This window comes from Brevundimonas sp. EYE_349 (assembly GCF_023147505.1).
In the GTDB taxonomy this organism is placed as follows: Bacteria; Pseudomonadota; Alphaproteobacteria; order Caulobacterales; family Caulobacteraceae; genus Brevundimonas.
On record NZ_JAHXPB010000001.1, the window covers coordinates 595,986 to 622,072 of the forward strand.

The following is a 26,087-nucleotide window of genomic DNA, read 5'->3' on the forward strand; positions in this document are numbered from 1 at the left end:
TGCGATTGACACACGGCTCCGCTCCAACCACGTTCGCGCCCCTTCCCGAGACCGGACCGATATGAACCTCGTCATCGTCGAGAGCCCCGCAAAGGCCAAGACCATCAACAAATACCTGGGCTCGGACTATGAGGTCCTGGCTTCGTACGGTCACGTGCGCGACCTGCCGTCCAAGGACGGCTCGGTCCTGCCCGACGACGACTTCTCTATGCATTGGGAGGCCGACGCCAAGGGCGCCAAACGCCTGTCCGAAATCGCAGAGGCCGCCAAGCGCGCCGACCGCGTCATCCTGGCGACCGACCCCGACCGCGAAGGGGAAGCGATCAGCTGGCACGTTCTGGAAGTCCTGAACAAGAAGAAGGCGCTGAAGGACACGCACGTCGAGCGGGTCACCTTCAACGCCATCACCAAGTCCGCCGTGCTGGAGGCCATGGCCAATCCGCGTCAGTTGGATATGGAGCTGGTCGAGGCCTATCTGGCCCGGCGCGCGCTGGACTATCTGGTGGGCTTCACGCTGTCGCCCGTCCTGTGGCGCAAGCTGCCGGGCGCCCGTTCAGCCGGGCGGGTGCAATCCGTCGCCCTTCGCATCGTCGTCGATCGCGAAATGGAGATCGAGAAGTTCAAGCCTCAGGAATACTGGTCCATCGAGGCCGACCTGAACGCCGACAGCCCGCCCTTCACCGCCCGACTGGTCAAACATGCCGGCAAGCGCGTGCAGCGTCTGGACATCAAGGACGAGGCGACCGCCAGCGCCGCGCGCGCCGCCATCCTGGCCGGCGACTTCACCATCAACTCGGTCGAGAAGAAGCCGGTTCGCCGCAATCCTTCGCCGCCCTTCACCACCTCGACCCTGCAGCAGGAAGCCTCGCGCAAGCTGGGCTTCACCGCCCAGCGCACCATGCAGGCGGCGCAGAAACTGTATGAGGGCGTCGACGAGACCGGCGGCCTGATCACCTATATGCGGACCGACGGCGTGTCGGTCAGCCCGGAAGGTCTGGCTCAGGCGCGCGAGGTGATCGGCAAGGAATACGGGCCCGCCTATGTCCCGGCCGAGCCGCGCTTCTACAAGGTCAAGGCCAAGAACGCCCAAGAGGCGCACGAGGCGATCCGGCCGACCAATATCGCCCGCCACCCCGATTCCGTGCGTCTCGATTCGGATCTTCAGCGTCTCTACGAACTGATCTGGAAGCGGATGGTCGCCTCGCAGATGGAGGCCGCGCGCCTGGACCGCACCACGGTCGAGATCGAGACGCCCGACGGCCAGACCGGCCTGCGCGCCACCGGCCAGGTGGTCACCTTCGACGGCTTCCTGGCCGTCTATGAGGAAGGCCGCGACGAGAAGCAGAAGGGCGCGGAGGGCGACGAGGGCGAGGACGACACCAGCCGCCTGCCCGCCCTCAAGGAAGGCGCCAAGGCCAAGGTCGACGCCATCCGCACCGACCAGCATTTCACCGAACCGCCCCCGCGCTATTCGGAAGCCACCCTGGTCAAGAAGCTGGAAGAACTGGGCATCGGCCGCCCGTCGACCTACGCCTCGACCCTGTCGACCCTGCGCGACCGCGAATATGTCCGGGTCGACAAGAACCGCTTCTATCCCGAGGACAAGGGACGGCTGGTCACGGCCTTCCTGGAGCAATTCTTTAAGAAGTGGGTCGAGTACGACTTCACCGCCGCGCTGGAGACCCAGTTGGACGAGGTGTCCGCCGGCGAACTGAACTGGAAGGTGCTGCTGCGCCAGTTCTGGCAGGACTTCCACGCCGCCACCCAGGCCGCCGGCGAACTGCGCACCACTGCGATTCTGGACGCTTTGAACGAAAGCCTGGGCGCCCACATCTTCCCGGACAAGGGCGACGGCTCCGACCCGCGCGAATGCCCCCTGTGCCATGAAGGCCAGCTAAGCCTGAAGACCAGTCGGTTCGGCGCCTTCATCGGCTGCTCGCGCTATCCCGACTGCAAATACACCCGCCCCGTCGCCAGTCCCTCGGCCGAAGATGGCTCGGCCGAAAGCGGCGATCGCGAACTGGGCCTCGATCCGGCGACCGGGCAGCCCGTGCAGCTGAAGATCGGCCGCTTCGGACCCTATGTCGAAATCACGCCGCCGGATGGCGAGAAGCCGAAACGCTCGTCCCTTCCCAAGGGCTGGTCGCCCGCCTCGCTTGATCTGGACCGGGCGCTGCGCCTTCTGGCCCTGCCGCGCGAGGTCGGGGTCCACCCCGAAGACGGCAAGATGATCACGGCGGGCCTGGGACGTTACGGTCCCTTCGTCCTGCACGCCGGGACCTACGCCAATGTCTCGGACATCGACGAGGTGTTCGAGGTGGGGCTGAACCGCGCCGTCGCCCTGCTGGCTGAAAAGCGCGCCGGTCGTCCCGGACGCGGCGCCGCCGCAGCGCCGCTGAAGGACCTGGGCGCCCACCCGGAAACGGGCGAGCCGATCCACGTCATGGCCGGCCGCTTCGGCCCGTACGTCAAGTCGGGCAAGATCAACGCCACCCTGCCCAAAGGCACGGCGCCCGAAGACCTGACCCTGGAAGACGCCCTGCCCCTGCTTGCCGCCAAGGCCGGCGCCGCGCCCAAGAAGAAGGCGCCCGCCAAGAAGGCCGCCGCGCCGAAAAAGGCCGCTGGCAAGAAACCGGCGGCCAAGAAGGCTCCGGCGAAGAAGGCTGGAAAGTCCAAGACCGAGGACTGATCCGTGGTCGCCTTTCCGTCACGCCGCGACGGAAAGGCGCGTTCGGCGCTGCTGCGTCAAAGCGGGTCGTGATTCCCCGCCTTAACCCTTTCGGCCCGCTCCGCCCGGCGCGCGGTGATCCAGGCGATCACCCCGGCCAGCGCCAGGACGAGGGCCGAGATGTAGAAGCTCAGGCCCGGGCCGTGGACGACGGCGTCGATGATGCCCAGGCCATGCCGGTCCAGCCAAGTCGTCAGGGGCGCGAACCCGCCGCCGACCGACAGCGAATAGATCCAGCCGAAGAACAGCGGCGAGGCGACGCCGGCGATGGAGGCCACGCTCATGGTCGCGCCCTGAAGTTGGCCCTGTTCGCTCTCGGACACCTGTCGGGTCATCAGCGACTGCAGCGTCGGCATGGCCAGCCCCCAAAGCGCGTTCGGCAGCATGGCGGCGACGAACATCCATCCCGTCGGCGCCCAGCCCATCAGGGCGATGCCGACCGTGCCCCCGACCAGCCCCAGCAGCATGGTCTTGCGATCCCCCAGCGCCTTGGTCACCGGCCCGACGACCAGTCCCTGCATCCCCATGTCCAGCGCCCCGACCATGGCCAGCAGCAGCCCCACCTCGCGCGGTCCCCAGCCATAGCGGTACTGGGCGTAGAGGACGAAGACCGCCGAAAAGACGTGGTGGGCGAAGTGCAGCAGGAAGGTCACGCCGGCCAGCCCCGTCAGCTCCGGGTGACGACCCAAAAGCACCATCGCCCCGACGGGGTTGGCGCGCCGCCAGCTGAACCTCATCCGCTTCTCGACCGCCAAACTCTCGGGCAGGATGATCAGGCCGTAGAGGAAGGCGATCCCGGACATCAGGGCCGCGGCCCAGAAGGGCGCGCGCGGGCTGATCTCGCCCAGGAAACCGCCGATCACGGGACCCAGCACGAAGCCCCCGGAAAAGGCCGCGCCGATCAAACCGTAAGCCTTGGCGCGCCCTTCGACCGGGGTGACGTCAGCCATATAGGCGTAGATCGTCGTGAAGCTGGACGATGTGACGCCCGCCACGATCCGCCCCACCGCCAGCCACCACAGGTTCGGCGCCACCGCCATCAACACATAGTCGATGGCCAGCCCCGCGCAGCTCAGCAGAATCACCGGCCGTCGCCCGTACTGGTCCGACAGCGACCCGATGATCGGCGAGGCGACGAACTGCATCCCCGCCCACAGCGCCACGAACACGCCGTTGATCACGCCCGCCTGGGCGTTGGAGCCGACGAAATCCTCGATCAGCTGGGGCAACACCGGGATGATGATGCCCATGGCGACGATATCGAGCACCGCCGTCACGAAGATGAAGCCGATGGCCGCCTTCAAGCGTCTGTCTGAAATCGCGGTCATGGGCAGGTCTCGGCTATTTGGTCAGGCTCAATACGCGCGCTGTCGTGGTTCGCACAGCGCCGAATGGGCGTCTTGGCCGGCCTGCCCGCCGCTCGCCTCATTTGCTCTCGGGCGTCAGGATCGCTACATCCGCGCCATCCTCCCATCCGACGAACCCGAAGGGCGACACCGCACCTCATGGCGCAGCAATATATTTTCCAGATGCAGGGTCTGACCAAGACCTTCCCCGGCGGCCGCAAGATCTTCGAGAACATCTGGCTCAGCTTCTACAACGACGCCAAGATCGGCGTCGTCGGCGTCAACGGCTCGGGTAAGTCCACCCTGCTGAAGATCATGGCTGGCCTGGACACCGAGTTCACGGGCGAGGCCCGCGCCGCCGATGGCGTCAAGCGCGGCTATCTGGAGCAGGAGCCCCAGCTCGATCCCGCCCTGAACGTCCGCCAGAACGTCGAGGCCTGGTGCGAGGAGAAGCAGTGGGTCAACCGCTTCAACGAGGTCGCCGCCGAACTGGGCGAAAACTACACCGACGAACTGATGGAGGAGATGACCTCCCTTCAGGAGAAGATCGACGCCGGCGACGTCTGGGACATCGACAGCCGCATCGACCAGGCCATGGGCGCCCTGCGCTGCCCGCCCGACGACTGGGAAGTCACCAACCTGTCCGGCGGTGAAAAGCGCCGCGTGGCCCTGGCCCGCCTGCTGCTGTCCAAGCCCGACATGCTGCTGATGGACGAACCGACCAACCACCTGGACGCCGAATCCGTCGCCTGGCTGCAGCATCACCTGGAGAACTTCCCCGGCTGCGTCATCCTGGTGACCCACGACCGCTACTTCCTGGATCAGGTCACCAAGTGGACGCTGGAACTGGACCGCGGCAAGGGCCACCCGCACGAGGGCAACTATTCCTCGTGGCTGGAAGCCAAGACCAAGCGGGTCGTGCAGGAGCAGTCGGAGTCCGAAGCCCGCCAGCGCGCCCTCACCCGCGAACTGGAATGGGTCCGTTCGGGCGCCAAGGCTCGTCAGGCCAAGTCCAAGGCCCGTCTGGCCGCCTACGAGCGGATGGTCGAGGAACAGGAATCGATGCGCGGCGCCCAGACCCACGCCCACATCCAGATCCCGCCCGGCCCGCGCCTGGGCAATGTCGTCCTGGAAGTCGAAGGTCTGCAGAAGACCTATGGCGACAAGGTTCTGTTCGACAACCTGACCTTCAAACTGCCGCCCAACGGCATCGTCGGCGTCATCGGCCCCAACGGCGCCGGCAAATCGACCATGTTCAAGCTGATCACCGGCCAGGAAACGCCTGACGGCGGCACGATCAAGGTCGGCGAAACCGTCAAGCTGGCCTACGTTGACCAGTCGCGCGACGACCTGAAGCCGGACGAAACCATCTGGCAGGCCATCTCGGGCGGCACCGATGTGATGATGGTCGGCAAGCGCGAGATCAACACCCGCGCCTATGTCGGCAGCTTCAACTTCAAGGGCGGCGACCAGCAGAAGAAGGTCGGCCAACTGTCCGGCGGTGAGCGCAACCGCGTCCACCTGGCCAAGACCCTGGCGTCCGGCGGCAACCTGATTCTGCTCGACGAACCGACCAACGACCTGGATATCGAAACGCTTCAGAACCTGGAAGAGGCTCTGGAAGAGTTCGCGGGCTGCGCCGTGGTCATCTCCCACGACCGCTGGTTCCTCGACCGTCTGGCCACCCACATCCTCGCTTTCGAGGGCGACGGTCATGTGGAATGGTTCGAAGGCAACTTCGAAGCCTACGAACAGGACAAGATGCGCCGGCTGGGCGCTGACAGCATCATCCCTAAGCGCATCCAGCACCAGAAGTTCGGTCGGTAATCGACTGATCGATAAAGAGGAGCCGCTGCATGACCCAACGCCCCGCCGTTCTCATCATGCAGCGGCATCTCGCCCCGCTCTCGGGCTTTCTCGAGAGCGCCTACGATGTGTACCGCTTCTGGGAAGGCCCGCCGGTCGAGGCCGCCCACGACATTCGCGTCATGGTCGTCGCCGGGGAATACCCGCTCGATAAGGCGTTGATCGAACAACTGCCCAATCTCGGCCTGATCGCCTGTTTCACCTCGGGCTATGACGGGATCGACATCGAATGGTGCCGGGGGCGCGGCCTGCCCGTCACCCACGCCCCGGGCGTCAACCACGAAGACGTCGCCGATCATGCGCTGGGCCTGATCCTGGCTGCACGGCGTCAGATCGCCTCCGGCGACCGTCAGGTCCGCAGCGGCGAATGGACCATCGAGACCCGCACCATCACCGCCTCCATCGGCGGTCAGAAACTGGGCATCGTCGGCCTGGGTCATATCGGCAAGGCCGTGGCCAGACGCGCCGAGGCCTTCCGTATGGCCGTAAGCTGGTGGGGACCGCGCTCGCACGAGGCCGACTGGCCCCGCGCCGAATCCCTGCTCGCCCTGGCCAGGGCCAGCGACATCCTGGTCGTCGCCTGCAAGGCGGATGAGACAAATATCGGCCTGATCTCACGCGAAATCCTTGAGGCGCTCGGCCCCGACGGCCTCCTGGTCAATGTTTCGCGCGGACAGGTGGTGGACGAGGACGCCCTGATCGCCGCCCTGAAGTCAGGAACGCTGGGTCAGGCTGCTCTGGACGTTTTCATCACCGAGCCGACCGACCCCGCCCGCTGGGCCGACGTGCCGAACGCCCTGCTGACCCCTCATACCGGCGGCGCCACCACAGCGGGGGTTCAGGGCATGCTGGTGCTTCTGATCGAGAATCTGCAGGCGCATTTCGCCGGCCAACCACTGAAGACCCCCGTCCATTAGCCGGATTTTGCTTGCCAAATCATATAAGGATATCTTTATATGACTAAATGAGCCTTTCCGCCGATCAGACCGTCGAAGCCCTGCGCGCCGCTGGCGAGCCCACCCGCCTGCGGATCCTGTCCCTGCTGGCCGGGGAAGAACTGTCGGTCATGGAGATGTCGCGGATTCTGGACCAGAGCCAGCCGCGCGTGTCGCGCCATCTGAAGCTGATGACCGACGCCGGCCTGATCGAACGCTTTCCCGATGGCGCCCGCGTCTATTACCGCCTATCGCACGACGCCCAGGCGCGTCGCCTGATCGACACCGTGCTGGACATCCTGGCCGAGGACGCGGGTGAGGCCGATCACCGTCGTCTGGACGAGGTTCGCAAGGACCGTGAAGAAGCCGCCGTCAGCTATTTCGAGCAGGTTGCGCCTCAGTGGGACCGCCTGCGCAGCCTCTACGTCAGCGAAAGCGCCGTCGAGGCCGCGCTGGAGAAGGCCGTCGGCCCCGGCCCGTTCCAGCGCGTCGTCGATCTGGGCACCGGGTCGGGCCGGATGCTGACCCTGTTCGGCAAGAAGGCCAAGATGTCGGTCGGGCTGGACCTCAGCCAGAACATGCTGAACATCGCCCGCACAAACGTCACCAAGGCGGGCGTGGAGCAGGTCGAACTGCGCCACGGCGACATCTTCGCCACCCGCCTGCCCGCCGCCAGCGCCGATCTGGTGATCGTGCATCAGGTGCTGCACTACCTGTCCGACCCCGCCGCCGCCGTCGCCGAGGCCGCGCGGCTGGTCAGCCCCGGCGGCCGTCTGGTCATCATCGACTTCGCCCCGCACGACTTCGAACACATGCGCGAGGCGCACCAGCATCGCCGCCTGGGTTTCGCCGACAGCGAGATCAACGGCTGGCTGCAGGACGGCGGCCTGACCCCGTCCGCCCCCATCGCCCTGCCGCACGACGACGAGGGCCTGACCGTGACCATCTGGACCGCCGAGCGCCGCGCCCAGGACAGAAAGACCGCCTGATATGGCATCGCTTGCTGAAGCCCGCGCCCTGCTGCTGTCCCCGCTCGGCCCCGTCGCCCGCGCCGGCTCGAACCGCGACGCCGTGCGCGTCTCTTTCGAATTCTTTCCGCCCAAATCGGACGAGGCCGAAGCCAATCTGTGGAAGGCCATCCGCCGCCTGGAGCCGCTGAACCCCGCCTTTGTCTCGGTCACCTATGGGGCTGGCGGATCGACGCGCGAACGGACCCATCGAACGGTCCAGCGGATCATCACCGAAACCCGCCTTCGCCCCGCCGCCCACCTGACCTGCGTCGACGCCAGCCGCGAAGAGGTTGATGAGGTTATACAGGGTTACAAGACCATCGGCGTCGATCACATCGTCGCCCTGCGCGGTGATCCGCCCGGCGCCTCCGGCATTGGCGGGGCCTATCAGCCCCGCGCCGACGGCTACGCCAACGCCACCGAACTGACCGCCGCCATCAGCCGCATCGGCGGCTTCGACGTCACGGTCGGCGCCTATCCCGAACGCCACCCCGAAAGCCCCTCCATCGACCATGACATCGAGGTGCTGAAGGCCAAGATCGACGCTGGCGCGACGCGGGCGGTCAGCCAGTTCTTCTTCGACATCGACGCCTTCCTGCGCTTCCGCGACCGGGTGCGGGCGGCGGGCGTGACCATTCCGCTGATCCCCGGTGTCATGCCGGTGTCCAACTTCAACGGCCTGAGGCGGATGTGCGGATCGTGCGGCGCCTCGGTGCCCGACTGGCTGGCCGGACATTTCGACGGGCTGGACGACGACCCGGAGACCCGCAAACTGCTGGCCGCCTCGGTCGCCGCCGAAACCTGCGCCCGCCTGCAGGAAGAGGGCTTCTCGGACTTCCACTTCTACACTCTGAACCGCGCGGATCTGGTCTATGCGATCTGTCGCGTGCTGGGCGTGCGTGAAACCAAGGTTGCGGCGTGATGACCTCTCCCCTCACCCGCTCGGAACGCATCGCCGCCCTGCATCAGGCCGCCAAGGACCGCATCCTGGTCCTCGACGGATCGTGGGGCGTGATGATCCAGCGTCGCGGACTGGACGAGGCCGACTTCCGCGCCGATCGTTTCGTCGCCGCCAACGGCTATGACGAGAAACACCAGATGAAGGGGAACAACGACATCCTCTGCATCACCCGCCCCGACGTCATCGCCGACCTGCACGACCAGTATTTCGCCGCCGGCGCCGACATCAGCGAGACCAACACCTTCTCGGGCACCACCATCGCCCAAGAGGACTATGCCCTGGACGCCCAGGCGGTGTGGGACATCAATCTGGAGGGCGCGCGACTGGCCCGCGCCGCCGCCGACCGCTGGACCGCCAAGGAGCCGCACAAGCCGCGTTTCGCCGCCGGCTCCATCGGTCCGCTGAACAAGATGCTGTCGATGTCGTCGGACGTGAACGACCCCGGCGCCCGCAGCGTGACCTTTGATCAGGTCTATGAGGCCTATCGCCATCAGGTGAAGGCGCTGAACCAGGGCGGCGTCGACCTGTATCTGATCGAAACCATCACCGACACGCTGAACTGCAAGGCCGCGATCAAGGCGATCAAGGATCTGGAAGACGAGGGCATGGACGCCCTGCCCATCTGGATTTCGGGCACCATCACCGACCGTTCGGGCCGCACCCTGTCAGGCCAGACGGCCGAAGCCTTCTGGAACAGCGTGCGCCACGCCAAGCCGTTTGCCGTCGGCTTCAACTGCGCGCTTGGCGCCGACCTGATGCGCCCCTTCATCGCCGAATTGAGCCGCGTCGCCGACACCCTGGTCGCCGCCTATCCCAACGCCGGCCTGCCCAACGCCATGGGCCAGTACGACGAGGAACCGCACGAGACCGCCCATTTCATCGAGGAATGGGCGGCGTCCGGCCTGGTCAACATCGTCGGCGGCTGCTGCGGCACGACGCCGGACCACATCAAACACGTCGCCGAGGAAGTCGCGCCGCTTAAGCCCCGCGCGATCCCGGAACGGCCGGTGGCCTTGCGTCTGTCCGGCCTCGAACCGTTCGAGATGGTGGCGTGACACACTCCTCTTCCCGCTCATCCCGGCGAAAGCCGGGACCCAGTTCTTTGGGCGATGATCGTCAGCCCGACGTCACCGCCCCCGATCCCCAGCACCGTGCCTCCCAAAAGCACTGGGTCCCGGCTTTCGCCGGGATGAACGGAGTTTTTGCTTGAGACCCACCTTCATCAACGTCGGCGAACGGACCAACGTCACCGGCTCGGCCAAATTCCGCAAACTGGTGGTCGAGGGCGACTATTCGGCCGCGCTGGACGTCGCCCGCCAGCAGGTCGAGGCCGGCGCCCAGATCATCGACGTCAACATGGACGAGGGCCTGCTGGACGGCGTCGTCGCCATGCGGACCTTCCTGAACCTGATCGCGGCCGAGCCCGACATCGCCCGCGTGCCGGTGATGATCGACAGTTCCAAATGGGAGGTGATCGAAGCGGGCCTGAAGTGCGTTCAGGGCAAGCCCATCGTCAACTCGATCAGCATGAAGGAGGGCGAACAGGCCTTCCGCGACCATGCCATCAAATGCCTGCGTTACGGCGCCGCCGTCGTGGTCATGGCCTTCGACGAGGTGGGTCAGGCCGACACCGCCGCGCGCAAGATTGAAATCTGCACCCGCGCCTATGACATCCTGGTCAACGAGGTCGGCTTCCCGCCCGAGGACATCATCTTCGATCCCAATATCTTCGCCGTGGCGACGGGGATCGAGGAGCACGACAACTACGCCGTCGACTTCATCGAGGCGGTCAGGGTCATCAAGGCCACCCTGCCCTACGCCCGCATCTCGGGCGGGGTGTCGAACGTCTCGTTTTCGTTCCGTGGCAACGAGCCGGTGCGTCGGGCGATCCACAGCGTCTTCCTGTACCACGCCATCAATGCGGGCATGGACATGGGCATCGTCAATGCGGGCGACCTGCCCGTCTATGACGACATCGACCCTGTGCTGCGCGATGCCGTCGAAGACGTCATCCTGAACCGCCCCCAGCGGACCAACGTGTCCAACACAGAGCGGCTGGTGGACATGGCCCCGTCCTACAAGGGCGAAAAGGGCGCGGCCAAGGTGGTCGATCTGAGATGGCGTGAAGGCACGGTTGGTGAGCGCATCACCCACGCCCTGGTCCACGGCATCACCGAATATATCGAGGCCGACACCGAAGAGGCCCGCCTGTCGGTCGAACGCCCCCTGCACGTCATCGAAGGTCCGCTGATGGACGGGATGAACGTGGTCGGCGACCTGTTCGGATCGGGCAAGATGTTCCTGCCCCAGGTGGTGAAATCCGCCCGCGTGATGAAACAGGCCGTCGCTTGGCTGGAGCCTTTCATGGAGGCCGAAAAGGCCGGCAAACCCCGCGAGCAGGCGGGCCGGATCCTGATGGCCACCGTCAAGGGCGACGTCCACGACATCGGCAAGAACATCGTCGGCGTCGTGCTCCAGTGCAATAATTACGAGGTCATCGACCTGGGCGTCATGGTCCCGGCCGACCGCATCCTGGACGAAGCCAAGGCCCATGACGTCGACATAATCGGCCTGTCCGGTCTGATCACGCCGTCCCTGGACGAAATGGTCTTCGTCGCCGCCGAAATGGAGCGGCGCGGCTTCGACATCCCCCTGCTGATCGGCGGCGCAACCACCAGCCGCACCCATACGGCGGTCAAGATCGAACCGGCCTACAGGCGGGGATCGACCACCTATGTCATCGACGCCAGCCGCGCCGTCGGCGTGGTGTCCGGCCTTCTGTCCCCGACCGAAAAAGCCCGAAACGAAGCCGCCACCCGCGACGAATACATCCGCATCCGCGAGCAATACGCCCGCGGGCAGGAGGTGAAGGCCCGCGCAACCCTGCAGCAGGCGCGCGATAATCGGTTCCGCACCGATCCCACCCAGCCCATGCCCGGCGCCCCGTCCTTCATCGGCGTGAAAGCGTTCGACGCCTGGGACCTGCAGGACCTTGCCGACCACATCGACTGGACCCCCTTCTTCGCCAGTTGGGAGCTGATCGGCCGCTATCCGCTGATCCTCGAAGACGAGACCGTCGGCCAGGCCGCGCGCGACCTGTTCCAGGACGCCCAGGCCATGCTGAAGCGGATCGTGCAAGAGAAATGGTTCACGGCCAGGGGCGTCGTCGGCTTCTGGCCGGCCCGTGCGGTCGGCGACGACATCGCCGTGTTCAGCGACGCGACCCGGTCCGAGGAAATCGCCCGTTTCCACACCCTGCGCCAACAGATCAAGAAGTCGAACGGCAAGCCGAACCTGGCCCTGTCGGACTTCATCGCCGAGGACGGCGACGACTATATCGGCGCCTTCGCCGTCACCGCAGGGCACGGCGAACTGGAGATCGCCAAACGGTTCAAGGATGCGGGCGACGACTACTCATCCATCATGGCCACGGCCTTGGCCGACCGCCTGGCCGAAGCCTTCGCCGAACGCCTGCACAAGGAAGTCCGCACTGAGCTGTGGGGCTACAAGGCCGACGAGGCCACCAGCGTCGATGACCTGATCGCCGAACAGTATCAGGGCATCCGCCCTGCCCCCGGCTATCCGGCCCAGCCCGATCACACGGAAAAGGCCACCCTGTTCCGTCTGCTGAACGCGGGCGAGAACGCTGGCATGGCCCTGACCGAAAGCTACGCCATGACGCCGCCTGCCTCGGTCTCCGGCCTCTACTTCGGCCATCCGGGCAGCCACTATTTCGGCGTCGGCAAGATCGACCGCGATCAGGTCGAGGACTACGCCCGCCGCAAAGGCATGACCCTCGCCGAAGTCGAGCGCTGGCTGGCGCCCATCCTCAACTACGATCCCCACGCGGCGCCACGCGAAACGGCGGCCTGAGCCCGGGCTCCGGCCGCCGTTCTGGATCGGACCGGCAGAGCCGTCGTCGACTTAGTTGATGCCGACGCTTTCCAGCGTCGCCGGCGGCGTCGTGATGTTCTCGCGGATGCGGCGCGCGGCGTGTTCGCACCGCCCCGGCAGGCCGAAGAACAGACCGAACGACTGGCTGCGGGCCTCGGCGTCCGGGTTTTCGATCAGCGTGGCCCACTGCGCCTTGACCGCAGCGACGGCCCGATCGGCCTCAGCCTTGCTGGCGGCGGACTGACGCGGCGCGGCGGCGGCCAGGGCGGTTCGGAAATCCTGGGCCTCAAGCCGCCCCAGGCGAACAAGTTCGACATCCTCGGGCGCATGAGCTGGCAAGGTGTCGCCCAGATCGGCGTGACCGCTGACCAGCGCATCGCACCAGGCCACCAGGGCGTAATCCGCGCTGGGCGCGCCTCGCGGCAGCGGGCGCGCATAGGCGATCGCCTCGCGTGTCTTCAGCGCGTCAGCGCTTTCCACCGAGCGATTGCCCGTGACGATCGGACCGTCCTGCGATTGCGCCATGACTGACCCGGCGGCCAGCACGGACAGAACGGAGAGAGCGGGAGCGAGCAGTTTCAGCATGATCTTCCTTCGATGCGACGCGAACGAGCGCCGATCACCAACGCTCGCCCGCCCCGATGGTTTTTCTACGGCGACGCTCAAACGAAAAAGGCGGCGGAGCGTGGCCCCACCGCCTCAGTTTCAGTGATCCTGTCGAGATTTAGAAGGTGTACTTCAGGCCAAAGCGAAGCGAACGCGGAGCCTGATAACCACGCGGCATGCCATAGTACGGCGACCGAGCGGTAAGCACATTGCCGGACGTACGGATCAAACCTTGCTCAACGACACGGGTGGCCGCGTCATTGTCGAAGAGATTGAACACATCCACCGAAGCAGTGACATTGCCGCGAGCAGATTCCACCACCGTGTAGGATAGGTTCAGATCGGTTTGGAAGACCCAGTCGGTCTCACCTTGCGATCCACGCGGCGTTTGGATGGTCGTGTTGCCGGGGCCGAACGGGCAATACCACCCCGAAGGCGTACCAGATTGCGGCGCGAGCGGATCAACTGACAGTGGAACCCGCCCAATGCAACCATACTTGCGGCCCGACTGAGCGGTGAAGTTGGCTCCTACATTGAACCGATCAGTCAACGCCCAGTTTCCGTACAGTTTAATCGTATGGGCGTGGTGGTTCGGCAGATACCCGAACGAACCAAGTTGGTTTGCAACGTGGTCGTAATCTTGCGTTGCCGATGTATCGGTCTGACCTATATCCGACTTGACTGCCCCCTCATAGTTGCCCTCGGACTTGGCAAGCGTATAGGAACCTGCCAGGCCCCACTTACCGTCAAACTCACGACGGAATGTGAACTCCAAAGCCTTGTAAGTACGTTCGACCTTGTCAAAGCCCAAATCTGCGGCGGTCAACTCGATCGTTTGAGGGTTATAGGCCGGATTTGGATTGCCCGCCGCATCCGTCCGCGTGTCGCCTTGCAGATCGACAAAGACCGTCGCACCGTCGCCCGGATTTATCAGGACATAAGGGAATAACGATGAGAAGGCGGCATCGCCCGGCCCAGACTGACCGCAGGCGATATTGTTGCGCACGCAATAGCGCACCACCGCATCACCGATGGCGGTATCTTCGATCGCGCTTTCCAGATTCCGATAAATACCGCGCACGCCCAAGGACCAGTCTGCGAAACGCCCATCGGTGATCGTGTGCTCGTAACCGAGAACGAATTCGCGCTCATACATGGGCTTTAGGTCGGCTTCGACCACAGAACGCGGATCAGGAGCGCCTGGCGGGCTCAGATAGTCGAACTGATACAACGCACCATAGGTCGGGTAGCCGCCAGCGTTCAGCACCACATTGCCAGAGGTGTCACGGTTCGGTCCAGCATAATAGGCGTCAGTATACACTTCACCTGATGAGCCTCGAATCGATGTATTTGTGGCGATAGGCAGATAATAGTCACCCATCGACCCATATACTCGGTCAACCTTGTTACCAAATGGATCCCAGTTGAAACCGATGCGTGGAGCCCATTGGTCTTTCAGATCAATGTAGGGTTCGCCGGCAACATTGTTGTAAACGTATTGATCGTTACGAACGCCCAGTTGCAGGCTCAGGTTATCGGTTATGTCCCACGAGTCTTGAATGTAGAAGGCGGATTGTTCACCGGTGAACGAGCCGTCATTGGCAAATGTGACGATATTCAAGCAACCCAGCCCCGCCGGAGCGATCCCCGCACACTGGGCTGGTGTAAGGACGTTGTACAGAGCGCCGCCAGAGTATGCGGTTGTTGCGGAACTCACCAATTCTTCGCGATCATAGCCGACGCGAAGATGATGTTCGCCCAGAAGGTTAAAATAGAAGTCCGCATCGACCCGATAGGTTTTACGAGTATCCTCGCCCGCCAAATTATAGGGCCCTGCCTGGCGGCCGACACCTACATAGCCAGCTCCGCCCGGACGGGCGTAGTCGTAAACTCCGGGCAAGCTGATGGGATTTCCGTAATCAAGATAGCTAGCTTCATTTCGGCCATATAGAGCCGACAAGGTAAACCAGTCCGTGAATACGCCCGTGTATTTGTAGATCTGCGTCAATCCGCCGGCATCGGATGAAAGCGGATCTGTGACCGCAGTAAGACCCGCCGACGTTGTCGCGCTGTAGGTGCGCGTTTGGCTCTCTGTGGTCGTTTCATCGTTCAACCATGTAGCCTCAATACGATGCTTAGGATTAATGACGAAATCGAGCTTCAAAGCCCAACGTGGGTCGTCGTAAGACGAAATACCTTGGCTGTAGGTAGCGCCGGGCGTAATCGCGCCATTCGCAGAGTTATAAGCAAACGAGCGTGAAAGCGCGCCCTCGCTCTTTACATCCCGGATGTTATAGACACCAAAGAAGAACAAGTGATCTTTGATGATGGGTCCGCCCAGAAACGCCGAATAATCAGTGGTTTCTGCGTAGCTATACTGGTTATAGACCTCAATACCCGCAACGTTGTTTCCGCCCTGCTGATAAGACGTGCCACGCGAGCTACGCAGTTTATCCGGTGTATAATAAACGCTTAACCCGCCTGTAAACTCATTAGTACCTGATCGGGTGACAATGTTAACAATACCGCCGGTGGCTCTGCCATACTCGGCTTGATAGCCGCCCGTCTTCACATCGATCGACTGGATGAAATCGAACGGTACTTCACCATAGCCTAGGAAAGTCCGTTGGTCCGTAAGGTTAAGGCCGTTAACATAGTAGGCGCTTTCGGCAGCCGACGTACCGGAGAAGGACGCCAAACTCTGGTTCCGTCTAGAGCTAGCGCCGATCGTTGCATCAGGCAGGCTAGCACCAGGAGCCAAAAGGGTGACGGCGTTGATGCTGCGGCCAACGGGAACCTTGTTCGCCAGATCTTGGACGTCAACTCTCAACCCAGTGTCCGTCGCATTGAAGTCCTGCACGCGCCTCGCGGCGGTGACGACGATATCGCCCAGGTCCGAAGCCTGCGATGAGCCGCTGGATCCCAGCACGAAAGCATAGGAAGAGCTGCCCGAACTGACCGACGCTCGTTGCGAAATCGATGCGTAAGACGGGTGGCTAATGCTGATCTCATAAGAACCGACCGGCAGAGCCGGCATGCGAAATGCGCCGTTGGCGTCGGTCGTCGCCGACCGCACCGAGCCCTGGCCCGACGTCGCATTCACGATAGCGCCCGAGATCGGCGCCCCAGCATCGTTAGTTACTGTGCCGGTCAACACGCCGCTGGTGTAGTCTTGTGCTGTTGCCGACGTCGCCGACAACATAATCGTCGTAGCTGGTATTGCCACTGCCACAGTCAGGGCAAGGCCGCTGATCATCGTTCCCGCCAACAGGCGCTGACGTATTGTCTGGATACTCAAAACTGAACCCTCCCAATGCAGGTCCGACAACGCTGAAATCGTCGGCGCAAGAATACCCTACGCCACGATGCGCGTAGATCGGAAAGAAGGATAGCCGCGTACAAGCCGAGCGCTAGCCATATTGCGACAAGTTGACGCCATCGGCGCCAAGTTGTCGCAATATCGCCACATGATCGCGAGAGCCCCCTCCCTTGATGCGTTAAGGCCGCTTCCGCGCCAAAACCGCGAGGACCAAGACAGAAGACGCGTGGGTATTATATGTAGGGAAAGCGAACTTTATAGTAGTGAAAAATATTACACTCTTTTATTAGGTACGTATCTAAATATACAATTCCATTATATTACCCAAATATAAATAAGTATCCATTATTTTTACGATGCCTTCTGTCCAGGACTATTTTTTTAATGCCTACCGCGCCATCTACCGATGGTAATCAATCCAAAAAAAAGCGGCGAAGCAAACGCTTCGCCGCCTCAAACTTGGCTAGAAGATAATCAGAACTTGGCGGTCAGGCCGACATAGTAACGACGACCCAGGACGTCATAGGTGGAAGGATCGGTGTTGGCCTGGACACCCGGAGAATAGGTGTTAGGGTCCTGATCCGTCAGATTGTTGACGCCCGCCCGCAGAACGACGGTGTCGTTTACAGCCCACGACCCGTTCAGATCGAAGTAGTGAACGGCGTCCAGCGTATTCGTCGTGCCGAACTGGGTCATTTCACCCACCCGACGCCAACGGACGCCCGCACCGAACGGACCGTTCTTCCAGTTCAGCGACGTCAAGAGCTTCCATTCGGGGAAGGTGTTGCCGAAGACGCTGTCGATGGTGCCCGTGCGATTGATGAACGGGCCGCCTTCGGTATCCTGACGCTCCCAGTTCTCCAGCCAGCCGACCACAACGTTCAAGTTAAGCGACCCGAAGTCCGGCAGGCCAACCTCGCCCGTCTGGATGCGATAATCCAGTTGGGCATCGATGCCTGACGTTTTCAGCGTCGCCAGGTTCTGGTTGAGTTCGCGCGCCTGCACGACGTTACCGGTGTTGGGGTCACGCTGGAACAGCTGGCAGTAGCCATTGTTCGGATCATAGGTCGGGTTTTGACCTTGAGCGTTGTAGCAGCCCTGCAGCTGGGCCGAGGCGCCAACCGTACCGATCACGTTCGTGATTTCGATGTTGTAGTAGTCCAACGACGCGGAGAAGCCCGAGAGCCAGGGGCTTTGGAAGCGCGACTGATAGACAGCCCCAACCGACCAGGTGTCGGCCGTTTCTTCTTCCAGGTTCGGATTGCCGCCGGTGATCCCGGTGACTTGGTTGTTGGCGAACTGATAGGTGCCGATCGCGCCTGCCGAGATGCCTTGAGCTACGCAGAGGTCACGCACCTTGGTCGCATTGGCGCCGGCGCGATAGCTGCTGCGAATGTCGCAAGGATCACCCGACAGCCCCGTTGCCGAAACAGCGCCGATCGAGGGGAAGCTGGTGTTGGTCGGCGCGAACAGTTCGCCGATGGAAGGCGCCCGGACGGCGCGGTTGGCGCCGCCGCGCAGACGGAAGCCGTCGAAGACGCCCCATTCCAGATCAGCCTTATAGGCCGACACGCCGCCGATCGAGCTGTAGTCCGAGTAGCGGTAACCCAGTGTCAGGTCGAGATCCTGAATGAACGGCATGTCGCTTAGCAGCGGCAGCAGAACTTCGGCGAACAGTTCCTTGGAATTGGTCGTCCCGGTCAGACCTTGAGAGGCGTTGAAGCCCGCGATTTCCGACCCGCCGATCTCGCCGCCGTCCGCCAGTCCGTTCGCGCCTAGGTGAGGCGTGCGGGGGTTCTGTTGAGCCAGCGCAGCGTCGGGGCGGAAGATGTAGTCGTCTTGACGATATTGTACGCCGAACGCCCCACGGGCTTCCCCGGCGGGCAGTTCGAACAGCTTGCCTTGCAGCGAGCCTTCAACGATCGTCTGCTCGGAGATCGTCGTGTTCTGTCCGCGACGCGCGATGTAGTTGATGCACTCGGCCGACAGGTTGGATTGACCGAACGGATTGAACCCGCCAGCGCAAAGGCTACGGCCGCCGTCTGGTGCGTCCAGCAGGCGCTGAACGGCCGAACGCGACACGTTGCCGGTTTGGGTCGTGGTGTTATCGACGCGTCCATATTGGGCGTAGATATCGTAGGTCCATTCGCTTTGCGGAACGCGCCCACGAACGCCCGTGGTGAGTTGATAGACAGTGTAACGATCATTGCCGACCCGGCCGCCCAGCTCGTTGAACCGCTTGTTCAGCAGGAACGATCCGTTCGGGGTGGCGCGGGCGTTCAGGAAGCTACGCAGCGTGGCCCCGATAAACGGATTGGTCGCGGGCACGCGGAACCCGGTGCTAGGCACGTTGCCCGCGGCCGGGGTCGCCGCCAGTTCCTGCTCTGCCGTGTATTGCGTGAATAACAGGCTGCCGTAAACTTCGGCGTTTTCGTTGATCTTGTAACGGCCACCCGCATAGGCGTTGTAACGATCCAGCGGCAGCTGAAGCGTGTTCAGAGCGCCGGTGTTATAGGTGTAGGAGCCGGCGCCGGGCGTTGCAAAACCGTCATAGTCGATGCCGCCCGGGCTTTGGAAGTTGCGCGTCAGCACGTAGCTGTACAGCGAGCCATTATTGTTGAAGCCGAATTGTCCCGAGTTGGCGACGCATGGCGCCGTGGGGTTTGGCGTTGTGGGGCAGACGGTCGGCGCGCCGAAATAGCTGTTGATGAAGGCTTGACTGGGCAGGTTTGAGGAGTCGAACGTCGTCGATCCCAGCGGCGACGTCCCCGAGGCGCCCGAGATGGCCGCCCAGTCACGCGCAGCATTGTAGATCTGTGCGCGGGTCGATCGGCCCAGCGACAAGACCATGTTGCCGCGGTCGTCGGCAAAGTTGCCGCCAAGGGTGACCGAATAGGATTGCGTGACGCCGTCGCTACGGTCGGTTTCGCCGTATTGGGCGTCGACCTGCACGCCTTGGAAGCTCTCGTCCAGAATGAAGTTGGCCACGCCGGCCAGAGCGTCCGAACCATAGGCCGCCGACGCGCCGCCCGAGATCACTTCCACGTTCTTGATAAGCGCGGTCGGAAGAATGTTCACGTCCACAACGCCGGATGCGTTCGACGGCACGACGCGACGGCCGTTCATCAGAACCAGCGTACGGCTGGTGCCAAGACCGCGCAGGTTCAGGTTCGCCTGACCGCCATTCGAAGGGTTGTTCGATGTCGCGTTGATGGACGGAACAAACTGCGGCATGTCGTTCAGCAGACTGTCGATCGTCACCGAGCCTGTCGCCTGGAAGTCCTCGGACGTGACCGTGACGATGGGGCTGGCCGAGCGATAATCCTGACGCGCGATGCGCGAGCCCGTCACGACGATCTCGCCAACTTCGGTCGCTTGATCATTTGACGACTGGGCGAACGAAGGCGTCGCCGCCAGGGCCATTGCAGCTCCGCCGATGATCGTAGTGGCGAGCAGGCTGCGGCGATACTTGGTGTTATTCAAAATTTAATTCTCCCCGGAGAAGAGCCAGCCCGTGAAGACGGGCGCCCTCGACATGGCAATTTACCGACCTGAAAGTCAGTTGAAGAGGAAAGCACAGGAAAGATGCTCGCAAGTCCAGTGACAAGACAGCGCTTTCACCGCATTCTCGACACACCTGTCGTAAAGACGACACACTCCTGTTGCCCGACCGCTGCTGGGCGGGCCCGAATATTCCGCCATATAGCTGCCCGATACTTCCAGGTGAGATGAAAAAAATGCGCTACAATTTCTTGGCTGTTAGAAACAAGCTTGTCGCCAGCTGCGCTGCAGCAACATTTTTCATCGCCTTCCCGGCGTCGGCTCAAGACATAAATGCTTCTGCGTCAGCCAACATGATCGCCGCTTTGACACAATGCCGGTCGATACGGGACGACGGTGCCCGCTTGGCCTGTTTCGACAGCGCGGCGGCGATCTTGGCTGCTGCAGGCGAAGTTGCAATCGTCACTCGACAGGACGTCGCGCAGAATCAGCGGCGGCTTTTTGGATTCAGCGTGTCGGCTTTGAATCCTTTCGACAGCTCAGGTCGTAGTGACAACCTGCAATCCATCTCCGCGACGATGACCGGGGCGCGGGATCTGGGGCGGGGCGAGTGGCTGATCACGCTGGACGATGGATCGGTGTGGCGTAAGACCGACAGCGCAGACGTCCAGTTTTCGACGCGGCGTCAGTATCCGGTCACGGTGCGACGGGCCAGCTTGGGCAGCTACATGATGAAGGTCGGCGACGCCCCGCCGTTCCGCGTCAAACGCGAATAGGCTTCAGCGCTGGATCGCCGCCCGCGACGCATAGGGCGCAGGTTCGGGGGTGCAGGAGGCGGCGAGTTGGATCGCGGCGAGACACAGCACGGCGGCCGCGACGAGCGCGGGCCGATTTGATACAGCGGCGAGGACCGAACGGGCCATGGCGGGTGCTCCGGCAATGATGACCGAAATCCTAACGCAAGCGGCGCGCCAGATGGACGAAGGTGCGGCGGCATGATTCCGTTCGTGCGGACGTTCGACTTCGCCTATGGGCGGCGCGACCAGGTTTCGGCCCTGGTGCAGCGGGTGGTGGCGGACAATCCGGGACCGTTCACCTTCACCGGCACAGGGACCTACATTGTCGGGCGGGCGGAGCCGGGCGCGGCCGTTGCGGTGATCGATCCGGGGCCGATGGATATGGCGCATCTGGAGGCGCTGCTGGCCGCGACGGCGGGGCGGCGGGTCAGCCATGTGCTGGTGACCCATACGCATCGGGACCATGCGCCGCTGGCGCAACCGTTCGCCGAGGCGACGGGCGCGCCCATTCTGGCGGCCCGGCCTCCGGCCCGCGAAACCCATGCGTCCGGCACGCTGGACGAGGAGGAGGACGGCGATTTCGCGCCCGACGTCGTACTGAATGGCGGCGAGGTCATCGCGGGCGAAGGCTGGACGTTGGAGGCCATGTTCACGCCCGGCCATGCGTCGAACCACATGGCCTTCGCCCTGCGCGAGGAGAACGGCCTGTTCTGCGGCGACCATGTGATGGGCTGGTCCACGACCGTCGTGGCGCCGCCGGACGGAAACATGCGCCAGTATATGGCCAGTCTGGACGCCGTGATCGCGCGAGACTTCGACGTGCTGTGGCCGACGCACGGGGCGCCGGTCACCAAGGTTCGGCCGTTTCTGGCGGCCTATCGCGCCCACCGGCTGGATCGCGAGGCGCAGATCGCAGCGCGTCTGGCAGCGGGCGACCGAACCATTGCCGAAATGGTGCCGGACCTTTACGCCGCCGTCGATCCGCGCCTATGGCCGGCGGCGTCCCTGTCTGTGCTGGCCCACCTGACCAAGCTGGTCGAAGACGGGCGCGCGATCTGCGACGGCGAGCCCGATCTGGCGGCGCGGTTCCGGCCCGTTTGATCCGAAAGGTCAGCGAGCGGCGGCCAGTTCGCCTGCGATGCGCGCGGCCAGGCGGCAGGTCGCGCCGCCGTCGGGACGGGCGTCGCGGGCGGCGACGCGGATGTCGGTGCGGCCGGGGCGGATGCGAACGACCGCATCGCTGACGAAGCCGAACCAGGCGCCTTCATGCGCGGCCTCGACCTCGAACGTTGTAGCGCGGTTCACCACAAAGCCGGCGTCGACCAGGGCCGACGTCGCCTGTTGGGCCAGGACCTGGCTGGGAATGGCGACCACCGCCTCGCAGGCGGCCGGGGTCGATCCGCGATGCAGGGCGGCGACGGCGCGCGAGAAGGCCGGCGGCTCCTCCACATTGGTCGTGACGTCACGCGGCTTCGGCGTCGCGTCCCGGCCCTGACGCTCGATAAATCCCACCACCGCCGCGCCGGCGAACACCAGGGCCGCGAGGGCATAGCCCCCCCTGCCCCGAATGTCCCGCAGGGCCAGCACGACCGCGACCAGCCCCGCCGCCAGCCCGATCCAGGCCAAGGTGCGCGCCACCGTCCAGGTCAGCAGATCATAACCGACCGAAAGATCGACCCCGCCGAACCGGGTCGCCGCAATGGCCGCCACGATCAGCACCAGCGGCGACGCCGCAAGCGCCGTCAGCCACGGCAGGATGGCGGGAACAGGCTTTCGGATCGGCATTCAGGCTCCGGTTCGGCTCAGACGCCCATCAGGCGGCGGTCGGCAGACGGTAGTCCTTGAACCGTTCGCGCAACAGCTTCTTGTCGATCTTGCCGGTGGCACCCAGAGGGATTTCGTCCACCGCGACGACATCGTCGGGCATCCACCATTTGGCGATCTTGCCCTGCAGGAAGTCCAGATGCTCCTGCGGATCCAGCGTCTGGTCCGGCTTCAGCTTCAGGATCAGAACCGGTCGCTCGTCCCATTTGGGATGGGCCGCGCCGATCACGGCGGCGATCTCGACCTTGGGGTGGCCGACGGCGATGTTCTCGATCTCGATGGAGCTGATCCATTCGCCCCCCGACTTGATCACGTCCTTGGCGCGGTCGGTGATCTGCATGAAGCCGATTTCGTCCACCGTGGCGACGTCGCCGGTGTCGAAGAATCCCTCGTCGTCCAGGATCGAACTGTCGTCCTTGAAATAGCCCTTGCTGATGGTCGGCCCCTTGACCATCAGGCGGCCGAAGGTGACGCCGTCGTGGGGCAGTTCCACGCCCGCCTCGTCCTTCAGCTTCAGTTCTATGCCCAGCGGCGGCACGCCCTGTTTGAGCCGGTACTTCATCTGCTCGTCAAAGGGCAGTTTCAGGATTTCCGGCGGCAGGTTGGCGACCGTGCCGATGGGCGAGGTCTCGGTCATTCCCCAGGCGTGGGTGACCTCGACGCCGAAATCGTCCTGGAAGCCGCGGATCAGGCTTTCCGGGCAGGCCGAACCGCCGATCAGAACCCGTTTCAAGGTCGAGAACCCAAGGCCGTTCTGCTTCATATGGGCGAACAGCCCCTGCCAGACGGTGGGCACGGCGGCCGAGAAGGTGACGCCTTCCTGTTCGATCAACTCATAGATCGACGGGCCGTCCATCTTGGCGCCCGGCATGACCAGCTTGGTCCCCGCGGCGGGCCCGGCGAAGGCGATGCCCCAGGCGTTGGCGTGGAACATCGGCACGACCGGCAGGATCACCTCCTTGGGCGTGGCGCCCATGACGGTTGCCTGCAGCCCCATGAAGGTGTGCAGGAAGTTGGAGCGGTGCGAATACAGCACCCCCTTGGGATTGCCGGTCGTCCCCGAGGTGTAGCAAAGCCCGCAGGCGGTCTGTTCGTCGAAATCGCCCCAGACCACGTCGGTCGATTGGCCGGCGATGGCGTCCTCATAGGCCACGGCCTTGGGCAGTTTGGTCTGCGGCATATGGGCGGCGTCGGTCATGACGACGACGCGCTCGACCGTGGGGATGTGCGGCAGGATGGCGTCCAGCAGCGGCACGAAGGTCAGGTCGACGAAGATGATCCGGTCTTCGGCGTGGTTGATGATATAGACGAGTTGTTCGGGGAACAGGCGCGGGTTCAGGGTGTGGCACACCGCCCCGATGCCCATGATGCCGTACCAGGCCTCGATATGGTTGGCGGTGTTCCAGGCCAAAGTGGCCACGCGGTCGCCCGGCTTGATTCCCCAGTCCTTCAGGGCGTTGGACACGCGCTTGGCGCGGTCGTGGATGGCGGCGTAGGTCGTGCGGACGATGGGCCCCTCGACCGAGCGGGTCACCACTTCGCGCTCGCCATGCCAGTTCCTGGCGTGATCGATGATCTTGTCGACCGTCAGCGGCCAGTCCTGCATCAAGCCCAGCATATCGTTTCCTGTTCCTTGGGTGCGTCTGATTGGATGCGACGCTTGGGTGGACGCTAACATTGGTTATCAGCGATAAGCAACGTGCCGCGACGTCATCTGCGGCGCGACGGATCGTCCCCGTGGCGCTGGCGGCGCGAGCGCTCTAGAAGGCGCCTCATGACCATATTGATCGCGATCACGGGCGGCTCCGGCTCGGGCAAGAGCACTCTGGCGGAGGCGCTGGTGTCCGCCTTGCCGGGCGGCGCGGCCGTGCTGGTGCGCGAGGACAGCTATTACAAGGACGCGGCCGCCCTGCCCGGCTTCGACGCCGCGACGTTCGATTTCGACGACGTGTCGGCGCGCGATCACGACCTGATGATCGCCGATCTGAAGGCGCTGAAGGCCGGACGCGGGGTGACGGCGCCGGTCTATTCCTTCATCCACCATGGACGAGAGCCGGGCGGCGAGCCGATCCCGCCGTCCCAGGTGGTGATCGTGGAGGGCACCCATGTCCTGTGCACGCCGGACCTGACGGCCCTGTTCGACATCCGGGTTTTCGTGGACACCCCCGCCGACATCCGCTTCATCCGCCGCCTGCTGCGCGATCAGGCCGAACGCGGCCGGTCGGCGGATTCGGTCGTGGCGCAATATCTGGCCACAGTGCGGCCGGGCCACGAGCGACTGACCGAGCCGTCGCGCACCCATGCCGACTTCATCGTCGCCGACGCCACCGCCGCCGTGCGCCTGGAAGACCCCCAGGCCGTTGTGCGCTTGGCCGCGCCGGTCTTGGCCCATCCTCTGCTGCAGGCCCTGCTGGACAGTTAGGGCCAAGGATTTCGATCCCGTCGATACGGATACCAGACTTGGCGTCACTCCTCGATCCCGCCTTACGGTTTCGGATACGACCATCCACCGCTTCGCAATCCCTCCCCGCACAGCGAGGAGAAGATGCCGTCGATCACCCCTTCAACAACCCCAGCAGCGACTCGGCCGCCGCGCGTGACGACCCCGGGTTCTGGCCGGTCACCAGCTTGCCGTCGGTCAGCACGTATGACCCCCAGTCCGGCCCCTTGGAATAGTCGCCGCCGTTGGCGATCAGCACATTCTCGACCAGGAACGGAACCACGTCGGTCAGGCCCACGGCGTCCTCTTCGGAGTTGGTGAAGCCCGTCACCTTGCGGCCCTCGACCAGCGGCTTGCCGTCCGGCCCGTTCACCGACTTCAGCACGCCCGGCGCGTGGCAGACGAACCCGGTCGGCTTGTCGGCCCTGGCGAAAGCCTCGATCAGAGCGATGGAGTCCGCGTCATTGGCCAGGTCCCACAGCGGCCCGTGGCCGCCCGGATAGAAGACGGCGTCGAAATCTTCGGCCTTCACCGACGACAGGACGACGGTCGCGGCCAGGGCGGCTTGCGCCTCGGCGTCGGCCTTGAAGCGGCGCGTGTCCTCTGTCTGGGCGCCCGCGTCGTCGCTCTTGGGGTCCAGCGGCGGCTGTCCGCCCTTGGGCGAAGCCAGCACGATCTCGGCCCCCGCATCCTTCAGCGCGTAATAGGGCGCCGCCAGTTCTTCCAGCCAGAAGCCCGTCTTCTTGCCCGTATCGCCGAGTTGATCGTGCGACGTCAGCACCAGCAGGATTTTCATGAAACAGGTTCCATCTCGTGGGGCGTCCACAGATGGGAAGGCTGCGCGCCCGCCTCAAGGCTGG

General features: G+C 63.9%; 18 protein-coding genes. 10 read left to right on the forward strand and 8 right to left on the reverse strand.

The window, feature by feature from the left end; all coding sequences use genetic code 11:
* The first annotated feature begins 61 nt into the window (after positions 1 to 61).
* A complete protein-coding gene (gene topA / locus KZX42_RS03180; protein ID WP_248117028.1) occupies positions 62 to 2,689 on the forward strand; it encodes a type I DNA topoisomerase in 2,628 nt (875 codons plus the stop codon).
* 56 nt (positions 2,690 to 2,745) lie between these two features.
* Here the strand turns inward: topA and KZX42_RS03185 are convergent, their stop codons facing one another.
* Positions 2,746 to 4,056, reverse strand: coding sequence for a TCR/Tet family MFS transporter (locus KZX42_RS03185; protein WP_248117030.1), 1,311 nt, complete (start codon positions 4,054 to 4,056; stop codon positions 2,746 to 2,748).
* 177 nt (positions 4,057 to 4,233) lie between these two features.
* On the opposite strand from KZX42_RS03185, the gene ettA reads away from it, so the two are divergent.
* The 6 genes from ettA to metH all read left to right on the forward strand — a co-directional run bounded on the left by ettA (position 4,234) and on the right by metH (position 12,719).
* A complete protein-coding gene (gene ettA / locus KZX42_RS03190) occupies positions 4,234 to 5,901 on the forward strand; it encodes an energy-dependent translational throttle protein EttA (RefSeq protein WP_248117032.1) in 1,668 nt (555 codons plus the stop codon).
* 29 nt (positions 5,902 to 5,930) lie between these two features.
* Positions 5,931 to 6,857 carry a 2-hydroxyacid dehydrogenase gene (locus KZX42_RS03195; protein ID WP_248117033.1) on the forward strand — a complete coding sequence of 309 codons (927 nt, stop codon included), beginning with the start codon at positions 5,931 to 5,933 and terminating at the stop codon, positions 6,855 to 6,857.
* A gap of 47 nt (positions 6,858 to 6,904) precedes the next feature.
* A complete protein-coding gene (locus tag KZX42_RS03200) occupies positions 6,905 to 7,864 on the forward strand; it encodes a metalloregulator ArsR/SmtB family transcription factor (RefSeq protein WP_248117036.1) in 960 nt (319 codons plus the stop codon).
* Between the two features lies 1 nt (position 7,865).
* A complete protein-coding gene (metF, locus tag KZX42_RS03205; protein WP_248117038.1) occupies positions 7,866 to 8,807 on the forward strand; it encodes a methylenetetrahydrofolate reductase [NAD(P)H] in 942 nt (313 codons plus the stop codon).
* Positions 8,807 to 9,901, forward strand: coding sequence for a homocysteine S-methyltransferase family protein (locus KZX42_RS03210; protein WP_248117040.1), 1,095 nt, complete (start codon positions 8,807 to 8,809; stop codon positions 9,899 to 9,901). The genes metF and KZX42_RS03210 overlap by 1 nt, the downstream gene beginning before the upstream one ends.
* Positions 9,902 to 10,052: 151 nt before the next feature.
* On the forward strand, positions 10,053 to 12,719 hold the full coding sequence (metH, locus tag KZX42_RS03215; RefSeq protein WP_248117042.1) for a methionine synthase: 2,667 nt from the start codon (positions 10,053 to 10,055) through the stop codon (positions 12,717 to 12,719).
* A 51-nt stretch (positions 12,720 to 12,770) separates the two neighbouring features.
* Here metH and KZX42_RS03220 read toward each other — a convergent pair whose 3' ends face one another.
* The 3 genes from KZX42_RS03220 to KZX42_RS03230 form a co-directional block, all read right to left on the reverse strand.
* On the reverse strand, positions 12,771 to 13,325 hold the full coding sequence (locus KZX42_RS03220; RefSeq protein ID WP_248117044.1) for a hypothetical protein: 555 nt from the start codon (positions 13,323 to 13,325) through the stop codon (positions 12,771 to 12,773).
* 139 nt (positions 13,326 to 13,464) lie between these two features.
* A complete protein-coding gene (locus KZX42_RS03225; protein ID WP_248117046.1) occupies positions 13,465 to 16,644 on the reverse strand; it encodes a TonB-dependent receptor in 3,180 nt (1,059 codons plus the stop codon).
* A 495-nt stretch (positions 16,645 to 17,139) separates the two neighbouring features.
* Positions 17,140 to 20,148: a TonB-dependent receptor gene (locus tag KZX42_RS03230; RefSeq protein WP_248117048.1), complete on the reverse strand. Its 3,009-nt coding sequence runs from the start codon at positions 20,146 to 20,148 to the stop codon at positions 17,140 to 17,142.
* Between the two features lie 254 nt (positions 20,149 to 20,402).
* Between KZX42_RS03230 and KZX42_RS03235 the strand changes: the two genes are divergently transcribed.
* The gene (locus tag KZX42_RS03235) at positions 20,403 to 20,942 is read left to right on the forward strand and encodes a hypothetical protein (protein WP_248117050.1); all 540 of its coding nucleotides are present in this window, start codon (positions 20,403 to 20,405) and stop codon (positions 20,940 to 20,942) included.
* A 3-nt stretch (positions 20,943 to 20,945) separates the two neighbouring features.
* Here KZX42_RS03235 and KZX42_RS03240 read toward each other — a convergent pair whose 3' ends face one another.
* Positions 20,946 to 21,089 carry a hypothetical protein gene (locus tag KZX42_RS03240; protein ID WP_248117052.1) on the reverse strand — a complete coding sequence of 48 codons (144 nt, stop codon included), beginning with the start codon at positions 21,087 to 21,089 and terminating at the stop codon, positions 20,946 to 20,948.
* A gap of 72 nt (positions 21,090 to 21,161) precedes the next feature.
* Here KZX42_RS03240 and KZX42_RS03245 point away from each other — a divergent pair, with 72 nt between their 5' ends.
* A complete protein-coding gene (locus KZX42_RS03245) occupies positions 21,162 to 22,064 on the forward strand; it encodes an MBL fold metallo-hydrolase (RefSeq protein ID WP_248117054.1) in 903 nt (300 codons plus the stop codon).
* Positions 22,065 to 22,073: 9 nt separating this feature from the next.
* Here the strand turns inward: KZX42_RS03245 and KZX42_RS03250 are convergent, their stop codons facing one another.
* Positions 22,074 to 22,748: a DUF1499 domain-containing protein gene (locus KZX42_RS03250; protein ID WP_248117057.1), complete on the reverse strand. Its 675-nt coding sequence runs from the start codon at positions 22,746 to 22,748 to the stop codon at positions 22,074 to 22,076.
* Between the two features lie 28 nt (positions 22,749 to 22,776).
* Positions 22,777 to 24,405: a long-chain-fatty-acid--CoA ligase gene (locus KZX42_RS03255; protein WP_248117059.1), complete on the reverse strand. Its 1,629-nt coding sequence runs from the start codon at positions 24,403 to 24,405 to the stop codon at positions 22,777 to 22,779.
* A 156-nt stretch (positions 24,406 to 24,561) separates the two neighbouring features.
* On the opposite strand from KZX42_RS03255, the gene udk reads away from it, so the two are divergent.
* Positions 24,562 to 25,209, forward strand: coding sequence for a uridine kinase (gene udk, locus KZX42_RS03260; protein ID WP_248117062.1), 648 nt, complete (start codon positions 24,562 to 24,564; stop codon positions 25,207 to 25,209).
* Between the two features lie 133 nt (positions 25,210 to 25,342).
* Here the strand turns inward: udk and KZX42_RS03265 are convergent, their stop codons facing one another.
* Positions 25,343 to 26,023: a type 1 glutamine amidotransferase domain-containing protein gene (locus tag KZX42_RS03265; RefSeq protein WP_248117065.1), complete on the reverse strand. Its 681-nt coding sequence runs from the start codon at positions 26,021 to 26,023 to the stop codon at positions 25,343 to 25,345.
* Between the last annotated feature and the right edge of the window lie 64 nt (positions 26,024 to 26,087).